Raw genomic sequence first — 23,216 nt, forward strand, 5'->3', positions numbered from 1 at the left:
CACCTCATACCCAAGTGGTCGGAGTTAACCGTCCTTCTCGATTTCACAGAGTAGCGGATGCTGGCTTTCCCTGGCGTACTGGTTGACCTGCATGGCCTTTGTCTCGGCGATGTCGCGGGTAAACACTCCACATACTGCCCGTCCTTCTGTGTGAACGGCCAGCATTACCTTGGTCGCCAACTCGCGGTTCAGGTTAAAAAACACCTCGAGCACTTCGACGACGAAATCCATCGGTGTGTAGTCATCATTGAACAAAACCACCTTGTACATCGGCGGCGCCTGTAAAGCAGGCTTGGCCTCCTGAACAGCAATGCCTGCAGAACCGTCGTCGTCTTCTTGATGATCCGGGCGATCCTGATTGAATGTTAGTCGAATCTGGCTGATTGCATGCATGGAAAGAAAGGTTCGTCAGTGGTTCAAATACAGTGGTGGGGGCGGCCTGTCCGAATTTCAACTCTGACTGACTGGTCGCCTTGACTATCGGCAAATCAGTGTTACAACCAATAGAACCCACAGTGGGTAAAAAAGGTCCGCGCAGTCAACCTTATTTATTCGGGTTAGGACGGATAAACTGGATGATACTCCAGTGATGGAGTCTGGTGCAGAGGGATATGGGTATGGCAAGCGGTAAGGTCAAGTGGTTCAATAATGCCAAGGGTTACGGCTTCATCAACGAAGACGGTAAGACTGAAGACCTTTTTGCGCATTACTCGGCCATCCAGATGGATGGCTACAAGACACTGAAAGCAGGGCAGCCGGTTTCCTTTGAAATCATTCAGGGACCCAAAGGCCTGCATGCGGTGAATATCGGTGCTCCCGTCAGCACCAGCCAAATTGGTGCTCCCACCAGCACCAGCCAAGTGAAAGAAGACGTCGCTCAACAATCAAAAAAACAGACGGCCTGATCAGCCGCTGAGCAAACGCTCTAAAAAAAACCGGCCACCAGGGCCGGTTTTTTCATGCCTGCCTATCCACTTACATATGTGAAATCAGCGCATCGCCAAACGCCGACGACGACAGCAACTTTGCACCGTCCATCAAGCGATGGAAGTCATAGGTCACGGTCTTGGCCGAAATCGCGCCATTGGTGCCCTTGATGATCAGGTCGGCCGCTTCGGTCCAACCCATGTGACGCAGCATCATTTCCGCCGAAAGGATCAGCGAACCCGGGTTGACCTGGTCCTTGCCGGCATACTTCGGCGCCGTACCGTGGGTGGCTTCGAACATCGCCACGGTGTCGGACAGGTTGGCGCCTGGCGCAATACCGATACCGCCCACTTCCGCCGCCAGGGCGTCGGACAGATAGTCACCGTTGAGGTTAAGGGTGGCGATCACGTCATATTCAGCCGGGCGCAGCAGGATCTGCTGGAGCATGGCGTCGGCAATGGCGTCCTTGACCACCACATTCTTGCCGGTACGCGGGTTCTTGAATTGCATCCACGGCCCGCCGTCCAGCAGGGTCGCGCCGAACTCTTCGGCCGCCACTTCGTAGGCCCATTCCTTGAAGGCACCTTCGGTGAACTTCATGATGTTGCCTTTGTGCACGATGGTCAGCGAATCGCGGTCGTTATCCACGACATATTGCAGGGCCTTGCGCGCCAGGCGCTTGGTGCCTTCCAGGGACACCGGCTTGACGCCGATCCCGCAGTTCTGGTCGAAACGAATCTTGGTGACGCCCATCTCTTCCTTCAGGAACTTGATGACCTTGATTGCTTCCGGCGAGCCGGCTTTCCACTCGATGCCAGCGTAGATGTCCTCGGAGTTCTCGCGGAAGATGGTCATGTCCACATCGCCGGGCTTCTTGACCGGGCTTGGTACGCCTTCAAACCAGCGCACCGGGCGCAGACATACATAAAGGTCGAGTTGCTGGCGCAGGGCTACGTTCAGCGAACGGATACCGCCACCTACAGGGGTGGTCAGCGGGCCCTTGATGGAAACCACGTAATCCTTGACTGCATCCAGGGTTTCCTGGGGCAGCCAGGTGTCCTGGTCGTAAACCTGAGTGGCCTTTTCGCCGGCATAAACCTCCATCCAGGAGATTTTGCGCTTGCCGCCATAAGCCTTGTTAACAGCTGCATCGACCACCTTGATCATCACCGGGCTGATGTCGACGCCAATACCGTCACCCTCGATGAAGGGGATGATCGGGTTGTCAGGAACATTGAGAGAATGGTCTGCATTGACGGTGATTTTGTCGCCGACTGCCGGAACCTGAATCTTCTTGTATCCCATGCTGAACTCCATCTATGGATTGAACATCTGGCTGCGTTCGAGCCTACTCCAGATAAATGAGGACTGAAACCTCAGGCCCTGCACATTTGCGTCGAAAACAGCACATTTAGCGGCCTACAAGCTTGAAAGCAAAGGGAAAAGCGCCAATCTTGAGCACATCATGCGACTTTAGGCGCAACCCGGTGCCTGCGACCTTTAGACCAATGGACGACACACCTTTTGTATGAAGGCTCGGCGTAAGCATAGCGACCTATGTATAATGCCGCCGCTGACCAAAGAGTCACGACGGCCGACCGCTCTACATTGTAGCCCTCCGCCTGAATAAGCCGGGTTGCCACAGCAGCCCACCCGCTTGACGCTCGACTGATGCAACCCAACATCACCGCGAAGAAACTTCGACATTTCGCTCATGGATGACTTTGAACGAACGCGCTTTACCCGGCGCATCTCGAGTTTCTGCGCATGCTTTCAGCAAAGAAGAGAGTTAATCCGAATATGCCCACCCGCTCGAAGATCATCTACACCTTCACCGACGAAGCCCCAGCCCTCGCCACCTATTCACTGCTGCCTATCGTAGAGGCCTTCACCGCTTCCGCTGATATTGCCGTGGAAACCCGCGACATCTCCCTGGCCGCGCGCATCCTCGCAAGCTTCCCCGAGCAACTGGGCGCCAAGGCTATCCCGGACCACCTCGCCGAACTGGGCGACCTGGCCGTTACGCCTGAAGCCAACATCATCAAGCTGCCGAACATCAGCGCCTCGACTCCTCAGCTGCAAGCTGCGATCAAGGAACTGCAGGCCCAGGGCTACGCCCTGCCGGACTACCCGGAAACCGTAACCACCGACGCGGAAAAAGAAACCCGTGCACGTTACGACAAGGTCAAGGGCAGCGCCGTGAACCCGGTACTGCGCGAAGGCAACTCCGACCGCCGCGCACCGCTGTCGGTCAAGAACTACGCACGCAAGCACCCGCACAAAATGGGCGCCTGGGCTGCGGACTCCAAGTCCCACGTGGCCCACATGAGCAACGGCGACTTCTACGGCAGCGAAAAAGCCGTACAGATCGAAGCGGCTGACACCGTCAAGATCGAACTGATCGCCAAGGACGGTACCGCTACCGTCCTGAAAGAAAAAACCAGCTTGCAGGCTGGCGAAATCATCGACACCGCCGTGCTGAGCAAGAATGCCCTGCGCAGCTTCATCGCCGCTGAAATCGAAGACGCCAAGAAACAAGGCGTACTGCTGTCGGTCCACCTGAAAGCCACCATGATGAAGGTCTCCGACCCGATCATGTTCGGCCAGATCGTTGCCGAGTTCTATAAAGACGCACTGGCCAAGCACGCTGTCGTGCTGGAGCAGATCGGCTTTAACCTGAACAACGGCATCGGCGACCTGTACGCCCGCATCAAGGCCCTGCCGGCCGATCAGCAAGCGCAGATCGAAGTCGACATCCAGGCGGTGTACGCCGCTCGTCCGTCCCTGGCCATGGTCAACTCGGACAAAGGCATCACCAACCTGCACGTGCCGAGCGACGTCATCGTCGACGCCTCGATGCCTGCCATGATCCGTGACTCCGGCAAAATGTGGGGCACCGACGGCCAACTGCACGACACCAAGGCCGTGATCCCGGATCGCTGCTACGCCACCATCTACCAGGCAGTGATCGAAGACTGCAAGGCCAATGGCGCCTTCGACCCAACCACCATGGGCAGCGTGCCGAACGTTGGCCTGATGGCGAAAAAAGCCGAAGAGTACGGTTCCCACGACAAGACCTTCCAGATCAAGGCTGACGGCGTGGTTCGCGTCACCGACAGCAAGGGCAACCTGCTGATGGAACAGGCTGTCGAAGCCGGCGACATCTTCCGCATGTGCCAGACCAAAGACGCGCCGATCCAGGACTGGGTCAAACTGGCCGTCAACCGTGCCCGCGCCAGCAACACCCCGGCCATCTTCTGGCTGGACCCACAGCGCGCTCACGACGGCGTCGTGGTCGAGAAAGTTCAGGCTTACCTGAAAGACCACAACACCGAAGGCCTGGACATCCGCATCATGTCGCCGGTCGACGCGATGAAGTTCACCCTGGAGCGCACCCGCAAGGGCCTGGACACCATCTCGGTGACCGGCAACGTACTGCGCGACTACCTGACCGACCTGTTCCCGATCATGGAACTGGGCACCAGCGCCAAGATGCTGTCGATCGTGCCGCTGATGAACGGTGGCGGCCTGTTCGAAACCGGCGCCGGCGGTTCGGCTCCGAAGCACGTACAGCAACTGGTTGAAGAGAACTTCCTGCGCTGGGATTCCCTGGGCGAGTTCCTGGCCCTGGCCGCTTCCCTCGAGCATTTGGGTGTGACTTACAACAACCCGAAAGCCCTGGTACTGTCCAAGACCCTGGACCAGGCCACCGGCCAGTTCCTCGACAACAACAAGTCGCCATCGCGCAAAGTCGGCAACATCGACAACCGCGGCAGCCACTTCTACCTGGCGCTGTACTGGGCTCAAGCCCTGGCTGCCCAGACCGAAGACACTGCATTGCAAACGCAGTTTGGTGAACTGGCCAAAACCCTGACCGAGAACGAGGCGACCATCGTTGCCGAGCTCAACGCCGTCCAGGGCAAGCCAGTGGACATCGGTGGCTACTACGCGCCGAACCCGGAGCTGACCAGCAAGGCCATGCGCCCAAGCAACACCCTCAACGCGGCAATTGCCAAGTTGAAGTAAGGTTGTAAGGATGCAAAGAAGCCCCGGCCATGTGCCGGGGTTTCTGTTTGTGCCCCCTATTTCATTGAACAACCCCGATCAAATGTGGGAGCTGGCTTGCCTGCGATAGCGGTGGTTCAGCTGCATCTGGGTCAACTGACAGACTGCTATCGCAGGCAAGCCAGCTCCCACACTGAACGAGTTTCTTCAGTTACTACACATTGAGGCACCTATGACCTGGCAACCCCACATCACCGTCGCCACCATCGTCGAAGACAACGGCCGCTTCCTGATGGTCGAGGAACTCAAGGGCGGCCGCGCCGTGCTCAACCAGCCCGCCGGCCACCTCGACCCGAACGAAACCCTGACCGAGGCCGCCGTGCGCGAAACCCTCGAGGAAACCGGCTGGGACGTCGAAGCCACCGGGATCGTCGGGATTTACCTGTACACCGCCCCCAGCAACGGCGTGACCTATCAGCGCGTGTGCTTCACCGCCAAGGCCCTGAAACACCACCCGGACTATCAGTTGGACGACGGCATCGTGCGCGCCCGCTGGCTGACGCGCGACGAATTGATGGGCCTGCGCGAGGACTGGCGCAGCGAGCTGATTATCCGCTGCATCGACGATTATCTGGCCGGCCAACGCCACAGCCTCGAATTGATCCGCCCTTCTCTTTAGCCTTGCAGACGCGAGCCTGCTAGAATCGCGTCCTTTTTAAAGACACCCGTTGAAATCCTATGCGTGATCCAGCCCCTTCTGACACACAAAAGAAGCGCGTCATCGTCGGTATGTCCGGCGGCGTGGATTCTTCCGTTTCCGCCGTTCTGCTCATGGAGCAGGGTTATGAGGTGGAAGGCCTGTTCATGAAGAACTGGGAAGAAGACGATGGAACGGAATATTGCACCGCCATGGACGACCTGGCGGATGCCCAGGCCGTCTGTGACAAAATCGGCATCAAGCTGCACACCGCCAACTTCGCCGCCGAGTACTGGGACAACGTGTTCGAGCACTTCCTGGCCGAATACAAGGCCGGTCGCACGCCGAACCCGGACATCCTGTGTAACCGCGAGATCAAGTTCAAGGCGTTCCTCGATTACGCAATGATCCTCGGTGCCGACCTGATCGCCACTGGCCACTACGTGCGCCGTCGCGACATTGATGGCCGCACCGAACTGCTCAAGGGTCTGGACGCCAACAAGGACCAGAGCTACTTCCTGCACGCCGTTGGCGGCGAACAGATCGCCAAGACCCTGTTCCCGGTGGGCGAGCTGGAAAAACCCGAAGTGCGCGCAATTGCCGAGAAACACGGCCTGGCCACTGCCAAGAAGAAGGATTCCACCGGGATCTGCTTCATTGGCGAGCGCCGTTTCAGCGACTTCCTCAAGCAATACCTGCCGGCGCAACCGGGTGAGATCAAGACCACCGAAGGCGAAGTCATCGGCCGTCACCACGGCTTGATGTACCACACCATCGGCCAGCGTCAGGGCCTGGGCATCGGCGGCTTGAAAGACGCCGGCGAAGAGCCGTGGTACGTGCTGATCAAGGACCTGGAGCACAACGAGCTGATCGTGGGCCAAGGCAATGACCACCCGTGGCTGTTCTCCCGCGCCCTGCTCGCTTCGGACATCTACTGGGTCAACCCGGTCGACCTGAGCAGCCCGCGCCGCCTGACCGCCAAAGTGCGCTATCGCCAGAGCGACCAGCCGTGCACCCTGGAAAAAACCGCCACGGGCTATCGCGCCACCTTCGATGACCCGCAACGTGCCGTAACGCCGGGCCAATCGGTAGTGTTCTACGACGCAGAGATTTGCCTGGGGGGCGGCGTAATCGAAGTTGCCGAACCCTGGAGCAGCCAGGCATGAGCCCGACCCAGGAGCAATTGACGGCATTGGGCGGCGTGTTTCTCGCTGCGGTGCTGGTGGACAAGATCGCCAAGACCGGCCAGGTCACCGAGGCGGGCCTGACCTGCATGCTCGGCAGCCTGCTGATCCGCGACCCCAAGGACACCCTGGAAGTGTATGGTGGCGATGACTTGGCCCTGCGTGAAGGTTATCGCGCGCTGGTCGGCGCCCTCGAGCGCGACCCCAGCACCTTGCAGCGCGAGCCGCTGCGCTACGCCCTGTCGATGCTCGGCCTCGAGCGTCAATTGGCCAAACGCGACGACCTGCTGGAAACCATCGGCAAGCGCCTGCCGCAGATTCAGTCCCAGGTCGAGCATTTTGGCCCGGCCCACGAAAACGTGATCGCAGCCTGCGGCGCGCTGTACCAGGACACCCTGAGTACCCTGCGCCAGCGGATCCAGGTGCACGGCGACATGCGTAACCTGCAACAACCGAACAACGCCTCGAAAATCCGCGCCCTGCTCCTGGCCGGCATTCGTTCGGCGCGGTTGTGGCGCCAGTTGGGCGGTCATCGCTGGCAGTTGGTGATCAGCCGGCGCAAATTGCTGAAAGAGCTTTACCCGTTGATGCGCAACGAATAAGTCGCAGCAACCGATTTTTTATAGCCCCACGCGTAATACGCCGGTCAGTTGGCAACGGACCGGCGGATTTTTTCATGTATGATACGCGCCCCATTTCGTTGCCCGACTGTCCGAGAACACCCCATGCAGCTTTCTTCGCTCACTGCGGTTTCCCCTGTTGACGGCCGCTACGCCGGCAAAACCCAGGCCCTGCGCCCTATTTTCAGCGAATACGGCTTGATCCGTGCTCGTGTTCTGGTTGAAGTGCGCTGGCTCCAGCGCCTGGCCGCTCACCCTGCAATCAGCGAAGTGCCGGCGTTCTCCGCCGAAGCCAACGCAGTGCTGAACGCCCTGGCGGAAAACTTCGCTCTGGAGCACGCCGAGCGTGTGAAAGAGATCGAGCGCACCACCAACCACGACGTAAAAGCCATCGAATACCTGCTCAAAGAGCAAGCGGCCAAGCTGCCGGAACTGGCCAAGGTCAGCGAGTTCATCCACTTTGCCTGCACCAGCGAGGACATCAACAACCTGTCCCACGCCCTGATGCTGCGCGAAGGCCGTGATGACGTGATGCTGCCCCTGATGCGCCAGACCGCCGACGCCATCCGCGAACTGGCGATCCGTTTCGCCGATGTGCCGATGCTGTCGCGCACCCACGGCCAGCCGGCTTCGCCGACCACCCTGGGTAAAGAACTGGCCAACGTGGTGTACCGCCTGGAGCGTCAGATCGCTCAAGTCGCTGCCGTACCGCTGCTGGGCAAGATCAACGGCGCCGTAGGCAACTACAACGCTCACCTGTCGGCCTACCCTGAGATCGACTGGGAAGAAAACGCCCGCGCCTTCATCGAAGACGAGCTGGGCCTGGGCTTCAACCCGTACACCACGCAGATCGAACCCCACGACTACATCGCCGAGCTGTTCGACGCGATTGCGCGCTTCAACACCATCCTGATCGACTTCGATCGCGATATCTGGGGCTACATCTCCCTGGGCTACTTCAAGCAGCGCACCATTGCCGGTGAAATCGGTTCGTCGACCATGCCGCACAAGGTCAACCCGATCGACTTCGAAAACTCCGAAGGCAACCTTGGTATCGCCAACGCCCTGTTCCAGCACCTGGCCAGCAAGTTGCCGATCTCCCGCTGGCAGCGCGACCTGACCGACTCCACCGTACTGCGCAACCTCGGCGTGGGCTTTGCCCACAGCGTGATCGCGTACGAAGCCAGCCTCAAAGGCATCAGCAAACTGGAGCTCAACGCGCAGAAAATCGCCGCTGACCTGGACGCTTGCTGGGAAGTCCTGGCCGAGCCGATCCAGACCGTGATGCGCCGCTACAACATCGAAAACCCGTACGAGAAGCTCAAAGAGCTGACCCGCGGCAAGGGCATCACCTCTGAAGCGCTGCAAACTTTCATCGACGGCCTGGACATGCCAGCCGCCGCCAAGGCTGAGCTGAAACTGCTCACCCCGGCCAACTACATCGGCAACGCTGTGGCCCAAGCCAAACGCATCTGACAGCTGCTTGACCCTTTGAGACGCCCGGCAGCGCCGGGCGTTTTTATTCCCGTCTGAAAAGTGCTTTTTTTCAATAGGTTACACATGAATCCTGATATTCCTCTTCAACTTCTGGGCGGCATCACGGCACGCGAGTTCCTGCGCGACTACTGGCAGAAAAAACCGCTGCTGATCCGCCAGGCCATTCCTGACTTCGAAAGCCCGATCGACGCCGACGAACTGGCCGGCCTGGCGCTGGAAGAAGAAGTCGAGTCGCGCCTGATCATCGAACACGGCGAGCGTCCGTGGGAGCTGCGTCGCGGCCCGTTCGCCGAAGATGCCTTCAGCACCCTGCCCGAGCGTGAGTGGACCCTGCTGGTGCAGGCCGTCGACCAGTTCGTGCCGGAAGTGGCCGAGTTGCTGGAAAACTTTCGTTTCCTGCCAAGCTGGCGCATCGACGATGTGATGATCAGCTACGCCGCCCCGGGTGGCAGCGTAGGCCCGCACTTCGACAACTACGACGTGTTCCTGCTGCAAGGTTCCGGCAAACGCAACTGGAAGATCGGCCAGATGTGCAACTCCGAAAGCCCGCTGCTGCAACACGCGGACTTGCGCATCCTCGCCGAATTCGAAGAGACCGCCGAATGGGTGCTGGAACCGGGCGACATGCTGTACCTGCCGCCGCGCCTGGCCCACTGCGGTGTTGCCGTCGATGATTGCATGACCTACTCCGTAGGCTTCCGCGCGCCTAGCGCCGCTGAAGTGCTGACCCACTTCACCGACTTCCTCAGCCAGTACCTGACCGACGAAGAGCGCTACACCGACGCCGATGCCCAGCCGGTCAGCGACCCGCACCAGATCCAGGGCGACGCCCTCGACCGCCTGAAAAGCCTGCTGGCCGAGCACATGAGCGACGAGCGCATGCTGCTGACCTGGTTCGGCCAGTTCATGACCGAGCCGCGCTACCCGGAACTGGTCGCCGGCCCGGAAGTGGAAGAAGAAGACCTGCTGGGCAGCCTGGAAAGCGGCGCCGTGCTGATCCGCAACCCGAGCGCCCGCCTGGCCTGGTCCGAAGTGGACGACGACCTGCTGCTGTTCGCCAGCGGCCAGAGCCGCCTGTTGCCGGGCAAGCTGCGGGAACTGTTGAAGCTGGTTTGCGCCGCCGACGCGCTGCACATCGACAACCTCGGCCCATGGCTGGCGGATGAAGATGGCTGCGCCCTGCTGTGGGAGCTGGTCAAGCAAGGGAGCCTGGGGTTTGCCGATGAATAAGATTCACGTAAGTGTCGCGGACTGGCAAAAGGATATCGCCGAGATACGGCGCATTCGTGAAGCGGTATTTATCGCTGAACAATCGGTTCCACCGGAGCTGGAATGGGATGCTGACGACGCAGGTGCCGTGCACTTTCTCGCGTTCGAAGGTGACTTCCCCATCGGCACCGCCCGCCTGCTGCCTACGGGCGAGATCGGCCGTGTGTCGGTCCTCAAGGACTGGCGCGGCCTGAAGGTGGGCGACAAGCTGATGGAAGCGGTGATTGGCGAGGCCGAGAAACGCGGCCAAACCCGACAGATCCTCAGTGCACAGGTCCATGCAGCGCCGTTTTATGAGCGCCTGGGCTTCAAGATTGTCAGCGATGAGTTCCTGGAAGTCGGGATTCCTCATGTTGATATGGTGCGCGAGGGCTGACTTTAGACCGAGTCGCTCCCATCGCAGGCAAGCCAGCTCCCACAGGAGAATGCATTCCAAATGTGGGAGCTGGCTTGCCTGCGATAGCGGTATCAGCAACACCCCAAAAGGCCCTGTCATCCACCGATGCCAGGGCCTTTTGCCGTCCAGAATTCAACTTGCGGGCTACAAAGCCGACAAACTGGCACTATCTAGCCTAAATGACTCGCAGAGATAACGGACATGTCCCTACGCACCCTGCTCACCACTGTGCTCCTGGCCATCAGCTTCTCGGTGATGGCCGCCACCGAAGTGGTGCCCCTGAGCAACCGCACCAGCGCCGACCTGCTCCCGGTGGCGCAGAACTTCATCGGCAAGGACGGCACCGTCAGCGCCTACGGCAACCAACTGATCGTGAATGCCGAGCCGGACAAGATCCAGGGCCTGCGTGCCCTGCTCTCGCAACTGGATACGCCGTCCAAACGCCTGCTGATCACCGTCGACACCAACGAGAACAACCAGCAAAGCAACGGCAACAATCAAACCCAGGTGATCACCTACAGCACTGAAAGCCGCGACGGCGGGATCCAGCAGATCCAGGCCAGCGAAGGTGTGCCCGCGCTGATCCAGGTCGGCCAGAGCGTGCCGCTCACCACCACCCAGCCCGACGCCTACGGTCGCCCGCAAAACCAGACCCAGTATCGCAACGTGACCCAGGGCTTCTACGTCACCGCGAGCGTCACCGGTGAGACCGTTCACCTGAGCATCAGTACCAATCGTGACCGCATGAGCCAGGAACGTCCCGATGTAGTGAACGTGCAAAGCACCGACACAACCGTCAGCGGACGCCTGGGCGAGTGGATCACCCTGGCCGGTATCAATCGCCAGACTCAGGCCGAAAAAAGCACTACAACCCGCAGCTACTCTACTCAGGGCCGTGATGACCTGAGCTTACGGGTCAAAGTCGACACCCTGAACTGAAGCACCAAAAACTGACTGACGAGTCGTATTAGACTAAAGATGTAGTGCTTTAAAAAAAGCACTACAAAACATTTGACGATCCAAAAAAGCATGGGCATGATGGCCTCGCTCCCGCTAATCAGGGGCCCTGGCAAGGGCCTTCGGATCGTCGCTCAAAGCCACCCACCTGAGCCGATTCGTGTCTGTACCGCCCACAAGGTGTGTTTGACGAGGTTGCGACTGGAACGAAGTTGTCCCGAGGGACGGAAGCTACCCAGGTAACCCGGCAACACACTGATGGATCGTACAAAGGCCCACGACGCCCGAAGACCGTTCGCAGTTCGCCCTTACCTGCTCAACTCCCCCTTGATCCAATCGTTCATCCCGTCGCCTTCCCCGCCAAGCCTGACTTGACCGCCTAAGCTTCTGGTCAGCGAGCAGCCATAACCACGCACTGATACGTGGCTGGCAAATGGAATTTTCCACCTAGACCTATGCGACGAGGTTTTTCCCCATGGCACTGACACGCGAACAGCAAATTGCAGCCCTTGAAAAAGACTGGGCTGAAAACCCACGCTGGAAAGGCGTGACCCGCGCTTATTCCGCTGCTGACGTCGTCCGCCTGCGTGGCTCGGTTCAACCTGAGCACACTTTTGCAAAACTCGGCGCCGAGAAGCTGTGGAAGCTGGTCACCCAGGGTGCCAAGCCGTCCTTCCGCCCCGAGAAAGATTTCGTCAACTGCATGGGCGCCCTTACTGGCGGCCAAGCGGTTCAACAGGTAAAAGCCGGTATCCAGGCGATCTACCTGTCCGGCTGGCAAGTGGCTGCGGACAACAACTCCGCTGAATCCATGTACCCCGACCAATCGCTGTACCCGGTGGACTCCGTGCCAACCGTGGTCAAGCGCATCAACAACTCGTTCCGCCGCGCTGACCAGATCCAGTGGAAAGCCGGTAAAGGCCCGGGCGACGAAGGCTACATCGACTACTTCGCACCGATCGTTGCAGACGCTGAAGCCGGTTTCGGCGGCGTGCTGAACGCCTACGAGCTGATGAAGAGCATGATCGAGGCAGGCGCTGCCGGCGTTCACTTCGAAGACCAGCTTGCGTCAGTGAAGAAATGCGGCCACATGGGCGGCAAGGTTCTGGTGCCTACCCAGGAAGCGGTGCAGAAGCTGACCGCTGCTCGTCTGGCAGCTGACGTGGCCGGTACGCCGACCATCATCCTGGCCCGTACCGACGCCAACGCGGCTGACTTGCTGACCTCGGATTGCGACCCGTACGACCAGCCGTTCGTGACTGGCGAACGTACCCAGGAAGGCTTCTATAAAGTGCGTGCCGGTCTCGACCAGGCGATCGCTCGCGGCCTGGCCTACGCGCCGTACGCCGACCTGATCTGGTGCGAAACTGCCAAGCCGGACCTGGATGAAGCTCGTCGCTTTGCCGAAGCGATCAAGAAGGAATACCCGGACCAACTGCTGTCCTACAACTGCTCGCCGTCCTTCAACTGGAAGAAGAACCTGGACGACGCGACCATCGCCAAGTTCCAGCGCGAACTGTCGGCCATGGGCTACAAGCACCAGTTCATCACCCTGGCCGGCATTCACAACATGTGGCACAGCATGTTCAACCTGGCGCACGACTACGCCCGCAACGACATGACTGCCTACGTGAAGCTGCAGGAGCAGGAATTCGCTGACGCTGCCAAGGGTTACACCTTTGTGGCGCACCAGCAGGAAGTGGGCACTGGCTACTTCGACGACATGACCACTGTGATCCAGGGCGGTACCTCGTCCGTGACTGCACTGACTGGGTCGACTGAAGAAGAGCAGTTTCACTAAGTACTGAGTACACGGCCATTGCGGCCCCAAGGAAGACCTAACCGCAGTGCCGCATGACAATCACGCCCCGACTGGTTCGGGGCGTTTTTTTTGCCTCGGTTATTGGGTGTATATCCATTATTTGGGTAATGACTGCTATTGGTTCCGCTCTTACNNCGCCTAGGCTCGGTGTGCCCGAACGCAGGCAGCACGAAGCGGGGCGCCTAAGATCAAGATCAAAAGCAGATCAAAAGCAAAAGCACAGCGGCCTACAGGCCGGCTTGAGTGTGGTGAAGCAAAGGCAAAATCAAAATCTAAAGCGAGCACGGTCCACTGTAGGAGCTGGCTTGCCGGCGATGGCATCGCCTCGGTGTATCTGAAAGACCGAGTTGTCCGCATCGCCGGCAAGCCAGCTCCTACAGAAAAGCGGCTTTTGCCTTTGCTTCTACCACTCAGGTCGGCTTTCAGGCCGCCGTGCTCTTGATCTTGCTTTTGATCTGCGGGCCCCGTTAACCACGATGGCCGCAAGTAGGCACGGTGGAGCGGGTAAATCGGCAGGGATGCCGATTTAGCCGCGCCGGGCCATGGATGGCCCGTCGCGGCGGCCCGCGGAATCGGGCCTTCGTTCCGGCATGCCGAGCCTAAGCGAAGCACCGAGTGGTGGGGCAAAGACCTTTTGGTTACTTTTGGCTGGGCCGGCATTCCGGGCGTTTGCCAAAAGTGACCCGCTGTAAGAGCGGAACCATAAACCGCCGTTACCGCAGCAACGGATATGTACACAACCCCCTCCCACCCCCCATTTTCGATCAAAACATTGATCCAGAGCGGTACCCCCACCTACAAAACCAGTTAAAAGATCCGCTTTACCAACTAGCATCACCCACACAAGTAACAGCAACTTCCCCCGTTAAACCCCGAACAGCTGTTTAAAACCCACGCAAACAATATTCATTATCATTTAGAGCATGAAAACTTCTTTACAGCTTAAACAAAACATAATTGGTGAAATACCCGCTAATGCCCGCCCTACAAGGCCTACAGCCCCAAGAAGGTGCACTATGCCCTTATTCCATCGAATAATTTCGCTATAGGAATTTTACTTGCCCGGTGTTTAGCCATAAAATCACCGCGATTGATTGCGCTGCGACATATCGTCACTGCATCGTTACTTTTTCGAGCTCAGAGACCTTTGCTCTCTGTTAAGGATTTCCAGCATGACCGAAGCGACAGGACTCATGGCCCACAACTGGGGCTTTGCCATTTTCCTCCTCGGTGTCGTCGGCCTCTGCGCCTTCATGCTCGGCGTCTCCAGCCTCCTCGGGTCAAAAGCCTGGGGCCGCAGCAAAAACGAACCGTTCGAGTCCGGCATGCTACCTACAGGTGGCGCCCGCTTGCGGCTCTCAGCCAAATTCTATCTGGTCGCGATGCTCTTCGTGATCTTCGACATCGAAGCCCTTTTTCTCTTTGCCTGGTCTGTGTCCGTCCGCGAAAGCGGCTGGACCGGATTCGTCGAAGCCCTCGTTTTCATAGCAATTCTGTTGGCAGGCCTTGTCTACCTATTTCGAGTGGGCGCCCTTGACTGGGCTCCGGAAGCTCGTCGCAAGCGGCAAGCGAAGCTGAAACAATGAGGCTTTGGCGATGCAATACAATCTCACCAGGATCGACCCGGATGCTCCTAACGAGCAGTACCCCATCGGCGAACGGGAAACCGTTTCCGATCCGTTAGAAGACCAAGTCCACAAAAACATCTACATGGGCAAGCTGGAAGACGTGCTGAGTGGCGCGGTCAACTGGGGGCGTAAAAACTCCCTGTGGCCGTACAACTTCGGTCTTTCGTGCTGCTACGTGGAAATGACCACCGCCTTCACGGCGCCCCACGACATCGCGCGCTTTGGCGCCGAAGTTATCCGGGCCTCGCCGCGTCAGGCGGATTTCATGGTTATCGCCGGTACCTGCTTTATCAAGATGGCGCCGATCATTCAGCGTCTCTACGAGCAAATGCTCGAGCCAAAGTGGGTTATCTCCATGGGTTCGTGCGCCAACTCCGGTGGCATGTACGACATCTACTCCGTAGTTCAGGGGGTGGACAAGTTCCTGCCCGTGGACGTCTACGTGCCTGGCTGCCCGCCCCGCCCTGAAGCATTTCTGCAAGGCTTGATGCTGCTGCAGGAATCGATTGGCAAGGAGCGTCGCCCACTTTCCTGGGTTGTCGGAGATCAAGGCGTATACCGCGCCGAGATGCCGTCACAAAAGGAACAGCGCCGCGAACAGCGTATTCAGGTAACCAACCTGCGCAGCCCCGACGAAGTCTGATCCAGAACCGCTTCTTTTATAGAACGAAAACCTGGCTTCATTCTTTACGTTGACCGAAAGCGATAAAAAACCATGACTACAGGCAGTGCTCTGTACATCCCGCCTTATAAGGCAGACGACCAGGATGTGGTCGTCGAACTCAATAACCGTTTTGGCCCTGACGCCTTCACCGCCCAGGCCACACGCACCGGCATGCCGGTGCTGTGGGTGGCGCGTGCCAGGCTCGTCGAAGTCCTGAGCTTCCTGCGCAACCTGCCCAAGCCGTACGTCATGCTCTATGACCTGCATGGCGTGGACGAGCGCCTGCGCACCAAGCGCCAGGGACTGCCGAGCGGCGCCGACTTCACCGTGTTCTACCACCTGATGTCGCTGGAACGTAACAGCGACGTGATGATCAAGGTAGCCCTCTCCGAGAGCGACCTGAGCGTTCCGACCGTGACCGGTATCTGGCCTAACGCCAACTGGTACGAGCGTGAAGTGTGGGACATGTTCGGCATCGATTTCCCGGGCCACCCGCACCTGACGCGCATCATGATGCCGCCAACGTGGGAAGGTCACCCGCTGCGCAAGGACTTCCCTGCCCGCGCCACCGAATTCGATCCATTCAGCCTGACCCTCGCCAAGCAACAGCTTGAAGAAGAGGCTGCGCGCTTCCGTCCGGAAGACTGGGGCATGAAACGCTCCGGCACCAACGAGGACTACATGTTCCTCAACCTGGGCCCGAACCACCCTTCGGCTCACGGTGCCTTCCGTATCATCCTGCAGCTGGACGGCGAAGAAATCGTCGACTGCGTACCGGACATCGGCTACCACCACCGTGGTGCCGAGAAGATGGCCGAACGTCAGTCGTGGCACAGCTTCATCCCGTACACCGACCGTATCGACTACCTCGGCGGTGTGATGAACAACCTGCCGTACGTGCTCTCGGTCGAGAAGCTGGCCGGTATCAAAGTGCCGGACAAGGTCGACACCATCCGCATCATGATGGCCGAGTTCTTCCGGATCACCAGCCACCTGCTGTTCCTGGGTACCTATATCCAGGACGTCGGCGCCATGACCCCGGTGTTCTTCACCTTCACCGACCGTCAGCGCGCCTACAAGGTCATCGAAGCCATCACCGGCTTCCGCCTGCACCCGGCCTGGTACCGCATCGGCGGTGTGGCGCACGACCTGCCGCGTGGCTGGGAACGCCTGGTCAAGGAATTCATCGACTGGATGCCCAAGCGTCTGGACGAGTACCAGAAAGCCGCCCTGGACAACAGCATCCTCAAGGGCCGGACCATCGGCGTCGCCCAGTACAACACCAAAGAGGCCCTGGAATGGGGCGTCACCGGTGCTGGCCTGCGCTCCACCGGCTGCGATTTCGACCTGCGTAAAGCACGCCCGTACTCCGGCTACGAGAACTTCGAATTCGAAGTCCCGCTGGCGGCGAACGGCGATGCCTACGACCGCTGCATCGTGCGCGTCGAAGAAATGCGCCAGAGCCTGAAGATCATCGAACAGTGCATGCGCAACATGCCGGAAGGCCCGTACAAGGCGGATCACCCGCTGACCACGCCGCCGCCGAAAGAGCGCACGCTGCAACACATCGAAACCCTGATCACGCACTTCCTGCAAGTTTCGTGGGGCCCGGTCATGCCGGCCAACGAATCCTTCCAGATGATCGAAGCGACCAAGGGTATCAACAGTTATTACCTGACGAGCGATGGCGGCACCATGAGCTACCGCACCCGGATTCGTACTCCAAGCTTCCCGCACCTGCAGCAGATCCCTTCGGTGATCAAAGGTGAAATGGTCGCGGACTTGATTGCGTACCTGGGTAGTATCGATTTCGTTATGGCCGACGTGGACCGCTAAGCATGAATAGCACGCTTATCCAGACAGACCGTTTCACCCTGAGTGAAACCGAGCGCTCGGCCATCGAGCACGAGCTGCATCACTACGAAGACCCGCGCGCGGCGTCGATCGAAGCCTTGAAGATCGTCCAGAAGGAACGTGGCTGGGTGCCCGACGGCGCCCTCTACGCCATCGGCGAGATCCTGGGCATCCCTGCCAGCGATGTTGAAGGCGTGGCGACGTTCTACAGCCAGATCTTCCGCCAGCCGGTTGGCCGCCACATCATTCGCGTATGCGACAGCATGGTCTGCTACATCGGTGGCCACGAGTCCGTGGTCAGCGAGATCCAGAACAAGCTGGGCATCGGCCTTGGCCAAACCACTCCGGACGGCCGCTTCACGCTGCTGCCGGTGTGCTGCCTGGGCAACTGTGACAAGGCGCCGGCGTTGATGATCGACGACGACACATTCGGCGACGTGCAGCCTGCTGGCGTCACCCAATTGCTCGAGGGCTACCCATGACCCTGACTTCCTTCGGTCCTGCCAACCGCATCAAGCGGTCGGCCGAGACTCACCCGCTGACCTGGCGCCTGCGTGACGACGGCGAGCCTGTATGGCTTGACGAGTACCAGGCCAAGAACGGTTACGCGGCCGCGCGCAAAGCCTTTGCCGACATGGCCCAGGACGACATCGTCCAGACCGTCAAGGACGCAGGCCTCAAAGGCCGCGGCGGTGCAGGCTTCCCCACTGGCGTTAAGTGGGGCCTGATGCCGAAAGACGAATCCATCAACATCCGCTACCTGCTGTGCAACGCGGATGAAATGGAGCCGAACACCTGGAAAGACCGCATGCTGATGGAGCAACTGCCCCATCTGCTGATCGAAGGCATGCTGATCAGTGCCCGCGCGCTGAAAACCTACCGTGGCTACATCTTCCTGCGTGGCGAATACACCACCGCCGCCAAGCACCTGAACCGTGCCGTGGAAGAAGCCAAGGCAGCTGGCCTGCTGGGCAAGAACATCCTCGGTTCGGGCTTTGACTTCGAGCTGTTCGTGCACACCGGCGCCGGGCGTTATATCTGCGGTGAAGAAACCGCACTGATCAACTCCCTCGAAGGCCGCCGCGCCAACCCGCGCTCCAAGCCGCCCTTCCCTGCCGCCGTTGGCGTGTGGGGCAAGCCGACGTGCGTGAACAACGTTGAAACCCTGTGCAACGTGCCGGCGATCATCGGCGACGGCGTGGAGTGGTACAAATCGTTGGCCCGGGTCGGCAGCGAGGATATGGGTACCAAGCTCATGGGCTTCTCCGGCAAGGTCAAGAACCCGGGCCTGTGGGAACTGCCTTTCGGCGTGACCGCACGCGAACTGTTCGAGGACTACGCCGGCGGCATGCGCGACGGTTACACCCTCAAGGCCTGGCAGCCAGGCGGCGCCGGTACCGGCTTCCTGCTGCCTGAGCACCTGGACGCACAAATGTACGCCGGCGGCATCGGCAAGGTGGGCACCCGTATGGGTACCGGCCTGGCCATGGCCGTGGACAACACCGTGAACATGGTGTCGTTGCTGCGCAACATGGAGCAGTTCTTCTCCCGCGAATCCTGTGGTTTCTGCACCCCGTGCCGCGATGGTTTGCCATGGAGCGTCAAGCTCTTGATGGCCATCGAGAAAGGCGAAGGCCAGCCCGGCGATATCGAGACCCTGCTGGGTCTGGTCGGCTTCCTCGGCCCAGGCAAGACCTTCTGTGCTCACGCACCGGGCGCCGTGGAGCCATTGGGCAGCGCGATCAAATACTTCCGCTCGGAGTTCGAAGCCGGCATCGCGCCCAAAAGCGCCGCCGTCCCGCCTCTGGCAAGGCCGATTGTAGTCGGCGCGTAACGCTTAAAAAGGCGAAGGGTCAGTGCCCTTCGCTTTCTCATGTGCTGACGCCTTCAAGGCTGTGTTGATGCACATGAATAACAAGATTCCATTAGCCACGCCCGCTGACACCGGGCCAACGAAGAACTTTGAACCATGGCCACTATCCACGTAGACGGCAAAGAGCTCGAAGTCGATGGGGCAGACAACCTGTTACAGGCGTGTCTGTCGCTAGGCCTCGACATTCCATATTTCTGCTGGCACCCCGCCCTTGGCAGCGTTGGCGCTTGCCGCCAGTGCGCGGTCAAGCAGTACACCGACGAGAACGACACCCGTGGTCGTATCGTGATGTCCTGCATGACCCCTGCCACCGACGGCAGCTGGATCTCCATCGAAGACGAAGAAGCGAAAGTGTTTCGCGCCAGCGTCGTCGAATGGCTGATGACCAACCACCCGCACGACTGCCCAGTGTGTGAGGAAGGCGGCCACTGCCACCTGCAAGACATGACCGTGATGACCGGCCACAACGAGCGCCGGTATCGCTTCACCAAGCGCACCCACCAGAACCAGCAACTGGGCCCGTTCATTTCCCACGAGATGAACCGCTGCATCGCTTGCTACCGCTGCGTGCGCTTCTATAAGGATTACGCCGGCGGCACCGACCTCGGCGTGTTCGGCGCCCACGACAACGTGTACTTCGGTCGCGTTGAAGACGGCACCCTCGAAAGCGAGTTCTCGGGCAACCTCACCGAGGTCTGCCCGACCGGTGTATTCACCGACAAGACTCACTCCGAGCGCTACAACCGTAAGTGGGACATGCAGTTCTCGCCGAGCATCTGCCATGGCTGCTCCAGCGGTTGCAACATCTCCCCGGGCGAGCGCTATGGCGAACTGCGTCGCATCGAAAACCGCTTCAACGGTTCGGTCAACCAGTACTTCCTGTGCGACCGTGGCCGTTTCGGCTACGGCTACGTCAACCGCGAAGACCGCCCGCGTCAGCCACTGCTGGCCGACGGCGCCAAGCTGAGCCTCGACGAAGCGCTGGATAAAGCCGCTGACCTGCTGCGCGGTCGCAACATCGTCGGTATCGGTTCGCCCCGCGCCAGCCTCGAAAGCAACTATGCGTTGCGCGAGCTGGTGGGTGCCGAGCACTTCTACTCGGGTATCGAAGCCGGTGAACTGGAGCGTATCCGCCTGGTACTGCAAGTTCTGAACGACAGCCCGCTGCCGGTTCCGAACATGCGCGACATCGAAGACCACGACGCGATCTTCGTCCTCGGTGAAGACCTGACCCAAACAGCTGCCCGCGTGGCCCTGTCCCTGCGCCAGTCGGTGAAAGGCAAGGCCGAAGACATGGCCGACGCCATGCGCGTCCAGCCCTGGCTCGACGCGGCGGTGAAAAACATCGGCCAGCACGCGCTGAACCCACTGTTCATTGCATCCCTGGCTGAAACCAAGCTCGACGACATCGCCGAAGAATGCGTACACGCCGCGCCCGACGACCTGGCCCGCATCGGTTTCGCCGTGGCCCACGCCCTCGACGCCAGCGCACCTGCCGTTGAAGGCCTGGACGCTGAAGCCGTTGAACTGGCCAAACGCATCGCCGACGCACTGCTGGCCGCCAAGCGCCCATTGATCATTGCCGGTACCTCGTTGGGTTCCAAGGCGCTGATCGAAGCCGCTGCCAACATCGCCAAGGCCTTGAAGCTGCGCGAGAAGAACGGTTCCATCAGCCTGATCGTGCCGGAAGCCAACAGCCTCGGCCTGGCCATGCTCGGTGGCGAGTCCCTGGACGCGGCGTTGCAAGCCGTGACCGACGGCAGCGCCGATGCCATCGTGGTACTGGAAAACGACCTGTACACCCGCACGGATTCGGCCAAGGTCGACGCAGCGCTGAACGCGGCCAAAGTGCTGATCGTTGCCGATCACCAGAAAACCGCCACCAGCGACCGCGCCCACCTGGTACTGCCAGCCGCCAGCTTTGCTGAAGGCGACGGCACTCTGGTCAGCCAGGAAGGCCGCGCCCAGCGCTTCTTCCAGGTGTTCGATCCGAAGTACATGGACGCCAGCATCCTGGTTCACGAAGGCTGGCGCTGGCTGCATGCCCTGCGCGCTACCCTGCTGAACCAGCCGATCGACTGGACCCAACTCGACCACGTGACCGCTGCCGCAGCCGCCGCTGCACCGCAACTGGCCCGTATCGTCGACGCTGCACCGTCCGCCGCGTTCCGCATCAAGGGCATGAAACTGGCCCGTGAACCGCTGCGTTACTCCGGCCGTACCGCCATGCGGGCTGACATCAGCGTGCATGAACCACGTACGCCGCAAGACAACGACACCGCGTTCGCCTTCTCCATGGAAGGTTACTCGGGTTCGGTCGAGCCACGTCAGCAGGTGCCTTTCGCCTGGTCGCCGGGCTGGAACTCGCCGCAAGCCTGGAACAAGTTCCAGGACGAAGTCGGTGGTCACATCCGTGCTGGAGACCCGGGCACCCGCCTGATCGAAAGCGCCGGTGACTCGCTGAACTGGTTCGCCAGCGTTCCGCGTCCGTTCAACCCGGCCCAGGGTACCTGGCAGGTTGTGCCGTTCTTCCACCTGTTCGGCAGTGAAGAAACCTCTTCCAAAGCCGCGCCGGTACAAGAGCGCATTCCGGCCGCCTACGTGTCCGTAGCCAAGTCCGAAGCCGACCGCCTGGGCGTCAACGACGGTGCCCTGCTCAGCTTGAACGTTGCCGGCAAGACCCTGCGTCTGCCGCTGCGCATCAACGAAGAGTTGGGTGCTGGCCTGGTTGCATTGCCAAAAGGCCTCGCGGGGATTCCTCCGGCGATCTTTGGTCTTACCGTTGACGGTCTGCAGGAGGCAGCTCAATGACCTGGTTCACCCCTGAAGTGATCGACGTGATCATCGCGGTGGTCAAGGCCATCGTGATCCTGTTGGCCGTGGTCGTGGCGGGCGCCTTGCTCAGCTTCGTCGAACGTCGCCTGCTGGGCTGGTGGCAGGACCGTTACGGTCCGAACCGCGTTGGCCCGTTTGGTATGTTCCAGATCGCCGCCGACATGCTGAAAATGTTCTTCAAGGAAGACTGGACGCCGCCGTTTGCCGACAAGGTGATCTTCACCCTGGCACCGGTCGTGGCCATGAGCGCCTTGCTGATTGCCTTCGCAATCATCCCGATCACCCCGACCTGGGGCGTGGCGGACCTGAACATCGGCTTGCTGTTCTTCTTCGCCATGGCCGGCTTGTCGGTCTACGCGGTGCTGTTCGCCGGTTGGTCGAGCAACAACAAGTTCGCCCTGCTGGGCAGCTTGCGGGCCTCGGCCCAGACCGTGTCCTACGAAGTGTTCATGGGCCTCGCGCTGATGGGCATCGTGGTGCAGGTGGGCTCGTTCAACATGCGCGACATCGTCGAGTACCAGGCGCAGAACCTGTGGTTCATCATTCCGCAGTTCTTCGGCTTCTGTACCTTCTTCATCGCTGGCGTCGCCGTGACTCACCGTCACCCGTTCGACCAGCCGGAAGCGGAACAGGAACTGGCCGACGGTTACCACATTGAATACGCCGGCATGAAGTGGGGCATGTTCTTCGTGGGTGAGTACATCGGCATCATCTTGATCTCGGCCCTGCTGGTCACGCTGTTCTTCGGCGGCTGGCACGGTCCGTTCGGCATCCTGCCGCAGTTGGCGTTCTTCTGGTTCTTCCTGAAGACCGCGTTCTTCATCATGTTGTTCATCCTGCTGCGCGCTTCCATCCCGCGTCCACGGTATGACCAGGTGATGGATTTCAGCTGGCGTTTCTGCCTGCCGCTGACCCTGATCAATTTGCTGGTGACTGCTGCCGTTGTGTTGTTGAACACGCCAGCGGGCGCGGTTCAGTGAGGATTTG

General features: G+C 59.9%; 19 protein-coding genes. 17 read left to right on the top strand and 2 right to left on the bottom strand.

The window, feature by feature from the left end; translation table 11 throughout:
- Positions 1 to 24: 24 nt before the first annotated feature.
- Complete coding sequence (gene clpS / locus HX875_RS07320) at positions 25 to 393, bottom strand: ATP-dependent Clp protease adapter ClpS (RefSeq protein ID WP_003219604.1); 369 nt, start codon at positions 391 to 393, stop codon at positions 25 to 27.
- Positions 394 to 617: 224 nt separating this feature from the next.
- On the opposite strand from clpS, the gene cspD reads away from it, so the two are divergent.
- Positions 618 to 905 carry a cold shock domain-containing protein CspD gene (gene cspD, locus HX875_RS07325; protein ID WP_177042654.1) on the top strand — a complete coding sequence of 96 codons (288 nt, stop codon included), beginning with the start codon at positions 618 to 620 and terminating at the stop codon, positions 903 to 905.
- 70 nt (positions 906 to 975) lie between these two features.
- Here cspD and icd read toward each other — a convergent pair whose 3' ends face one another.
- Positions 976 to 2,232, bottom strand: coding sequence for an NADP-dependent isocitrate dehydrogenase (gene icd / locus HX875_RS07330; protein WP_010172708.1), 1,257 nt, complete (start codon positions 2,230 to 2,232; stop codon positions 976 to 978).
- A gap of 495 nt (positions 2,233 to 2,727) precedes the next feature.
- Between icd and HX875_RS07335 the strand changes: the two genes are divergently transcribed.
- The 16 genes from HX875_RS07335 to nuoH all read left to right on the top strand — a co-directional run bounded on the left by HX875_RS07335 (position 2,728) and on the right by nuoH (position 23,209).
- Complete coding sequence (locus tag HX875_RS07335) at positions 2,728 to 4,953, top strand: NADP-dependent isocitrate dehydrogenase (RefSeq protein WP_177042655.1); 2,226 nt, start codon at positions 2,728 to 2,730, stop codon at positions 4,951 to 4,953.
- A 211-nt stretch (positions 4,954 to 5,164) separates the two neighbouring features.
- The gene (locus tag HX875_RS07340) at positions 5,165 to 5,611 is read left to right on the top strand and encodes an NUDIX hydrolase (protein WP_177042656.1); all 447 of its coding nucleotides are present in this window, start codon (positions 5,165 to 5,167) and stop codon (positions 5,609 to 5,611) included.
- A gap of 59 nt (positions 5,612 to 5,670) precedes the next feature.
- Complete coding sequence (gene mnmA / locus HX875_RS07345) at positions 5,671 to 6,795, top strand: tRNA 2-thiouridine(34) synthase MnmA (protein ID WP_177042657.1); 1,125 nt, start codon at positions 5,671 to 5,673, stop codon at positions 6,793 to 6,795.
- A complete protein-coding gene (hflD, locus tag HX875_RS07350) occupies positions 6,792 to 7,415 on the top strand; it encodes a high frequency lysogenization protein HflD (protein WP_010172715.1) in 624 nt (207 codons plus the stop codon). Before mnmA ends, hflD begins: the two co-directional genes overlap by 4 nt.
- Positions 7,416 to 7,538: 123 nt before the next feature.
- Entirely contained in the window at positions 7,539 to 8,909 is a 1,371-nt protein-coding gene (purB, locus tag HX875_RS07355) for an adenylosuccinate lyase (RefSeq protein ID WP_177042658.1), read from the top strand.
- Positions 8,910 to 8,993: 84 nt separating this feature from the next.
- The gene (locus HX875_RS07360) at positions 8,994 to 10,160 is read left to right on the top strand and encodes a ribosomal protein uL16 3-hydroxylase (protein ID WP_177042659.1); all 1,167 of its coding nucleotides are present in this window, start codon (positions 8,994 to 8,996) and stop codon (positions 10,158 to 10,160) included.
- A complete protein-coding gene (locus HX875_RS07365) occupies positions 10,153 to 10,575 on the top strand; it encodes a GNAT family N-acetyltransferase (protein WP_017479509.1) in 423 nt (140 codons plus the stop codon). The genes HX875_RS07360 and HX875_RS07365 overlap by 8 nt, the downstream gene beginning before the upstream one ends.
- 222 nt (positions 10,576 to 10,797) lie before the next feature.
- The gene (locus HX875_RS07370) at positions 10,798 to 11,535 is read left to right on the top strand and encodes a secretin N-terminal domain-containing protein (protein ID WP_177042660.1); all 738 of its coding nucleotides are present in this window, start codon (positions 10,798 to 10,800) and stop codon (positions 11,533 to 11,535) included.
- A gap of 493 nt (positions 11,536 to 12,028) precedes the next feature.
- Entirely contained in the window at positions 12,029 to 13,354 is a 1,326-nt protein-coding gene (gene aceA / locus HX875_RS07375) for an isocitrate lyase (RefSeq protein WP_003219577.1), read from the top strand.
- 1,193 nt (positions 13,355 to 14,547) lie between these two features.
- Entirely contained in the window at positions 14,548 to 14,961 is a 414-nt protein-coding gene (locus HX875_RS07380; protein WP_003219575.1) for an NADH-quinone oxidoreductase subunit A, read from the top strand.
- A gap of 10 nt (positions 14,962 to 14,971) precedes the next feature.
- Positions 14,972 to 15,646: a NuoB/complex I 20 kDa subunit family protein gene (locus tag HX875_RS07385; RefSeq protein ID WP_003219572.1), complete on the top strand. Its 675-nt coding sequence runs from the start codon at positions 14,972 to 14,974 to the stop codon at positions 15,644 to 15,646.
- A 72-nt stretch (positions 15,647 to 15,718) separates the two neighbouring features.
- A complete protein-coding gene (gene nuoC, locus HX875_RS07390) occupies positions 15,719 to 17,503 on the top strand; it encodes an NADH-quinone oxidoreductase subunit C/D (RefSeq protein ID WP_177042661.1) in 1,785 nt (594 codons plus the stop codon).
- 2 nt (positions 17,504 to 17,505) lie between these two features.
- Positions 17,506 to 18,003, top strand: coding sequence for an NADH-quinone oxidoreductase subunit NuoE (nuoE, locus tag HX875_RS07395; RefSeq protein ID WP_003174721.1), 498 nt, complete (start codon positions 17,506 to 17,508; stop codon positions 18,001 to 18,003).
- Positions 18,000 to 19,355, top strand: coding sequence for an NADH-quinone oxidoreductase subunit NuoF (gene nuoF / locus HX875_RS07400; protein ID WP_177042662.1), 1,356 nt, complete (start codon positions 18,000 to 18,002; stop codon positions 19,353 to 19,355). Before nuoE ends, nuoF begins: the two co-directional genes overlap by 4 nt.
- Positions 19,356 to 19,490: 135 nt before the next feature.
- Entirely contained in the window at positions 19,491 to 22,205 is a 2,715-nt protein-coding gene (gene nuoG / locus HX875_RS07405; protein ID WP_177042663.1) for an NADH-quinone oxidoreductase subunit NuoG, read from the top strand.
- Entirely contained in the window at positions 22,202 to 23,209 is a 1,008-nt protein-coding gene (gene nuoH, locus HX875_RS07410) for an NADH-quinone oxidoreductase subunit NuoH (protein ID WP_003219563.1), read from the top strand. Before nuoG ends, nuoH begins: the two co-directional genes overlap by 4 nt.
- Positions 23,210 to 23,216 lie beyond the last annotated feature (7 nt).

Origin of the sequence: Pseudomonas yamanorum (assembly GCF_013386765.1) — a bacterium.
In the GTDB taxonomy this organism is placed as follows: domain Bacteria; phylum Pseudomonadota; class Gammaproteobacteria; order Pseudomonadales; family Pseudomonadaceae; genus Aquipseudomonas; species Aquipseudomonas yamanorum_A.

Bases quoted from the DNA above. Each gene is read 5' to 3' on its own strand.
- clpS (WP_003219604.1), bottom strand. From the start codon at position 393: ATGCATGCAATCAGCCAGATTCGACTAACATTCAATCAGGATCGCCCG.
- cspD (WP_177042654.1), top strand. From the start codon at position 618: ATGGCAAGCGGTAAGGTCAAGTGGTTCAATAATGCCAAGGGTTACGGC.
- icd (WP_010172708.1), bottom strand. From the start codon at position 2,232: ATGGGATACAAGAAGATTCAGGTTCCGGCAGTCGGCGACAAAATCACC.
- HX875_RS07335 (WP_177042655.1), top strand. From the start codon at position 2,728: ATGCCCACCCGCTCGAAGATCATCTACACCTTCACCGACGAAGCCCCA.
- HX875_RS07340 (WP_177042656.1), top strand. From the start codon at position 5,165: ATGACCTGGCAACCCCACATCACCGTCGCCACCATCGTCGAAGACAAC.
- mnmA (WP_177042657.1), top strand. From the start codon at position 5,671: ATGCGTGATCCAGCCCCTTCTGACACACAAAAGAAGCGCGTCATCGTC.
- hflD (WP_010172715.1), top strand. From the start codon at position 6,792: ATGAGCCCGACCCAGGAGCAATTGACGGCATTGGGCGGCGTGTTTCTC.
- purB (WP_177042658.1), top strand. From the start codon at position 7,539: ATGCAGCTTTCTTCGCTCACTGCGGTTTCCCCTGTTGACGGCCGCTAC.
- HX875_RS07360 (WP_177042659.1), top strand. From the start codon at position 8,994: ATGAATCCTGATATTCCTCTTCAACTTCTGGGCGGCATCACGGCACGC.
- HX875_RS07365 (WP_017479509.1), top strand. From the start codon at position 10,153: ATGAATAAGATTCACGTAAGTGTCGCGGACTGGCAAAAGGATATCGCC.
- HX875_RS07370 (WP_177042660.1), top strand. From the start codon at position 10,798: ATGTCCCTACGCACCCTGCTCACCACTGTGCTCCTGGCCATCAGCTTC.
- aceA (WP_003219577.1), top strand. From the start codon at position 12,029: ATGGCACTGACACGCGAACAGCAAATTGCAGCCCTTGAAAAAGACTGG.
- HX875_RS07380 (WP_003219575.1), top strand. From the start codon at position 14,548: ATGACCGAAGCGACAGGACTCATGGCCCACAACTGGGGCTTTGCCATT.
- HX875_RS07385 (WP_003219572.1), top strand. From the start codon at position 14,972: ATGCAATACAATCTCACCAGGATCGACCCGGATGCTCCTAACGAGCAG.
- nuoC (WP_177042661.1), top strand. From the start codon at position 15,719: ATGACTACAGGCAGTGCTCTGTACATCCCGCCTTATAAGGCAGACGAC.
- nuoE (WP_003174721.1), top strand. From the start codon at position 17,506: ATGAATAGCACGCTTATCCAGACAGACCGTTTCACCCTGAGTGAAACC.
- nuoF (WP_177042662.1), top strand. From the start codon at position 18,000: ATGACCCTGACTTCCTTCGGTCCTGCCAACCGCATCAAGCGGTCGGCC.
- nuoG (WP_177042663.1), top strand. From the start codon at position 19,491: ATGGCCACTATCCACGTAGACGGCAAAGAGCTCGAAGTCGATGGGGCA.
- nuoH (WP_003219563.1), top strand. From the start codon at position 22,202: ATGACCTGGTTCACCCCTGAAGTGATCGACGTGATCATCGCGGTGGTC.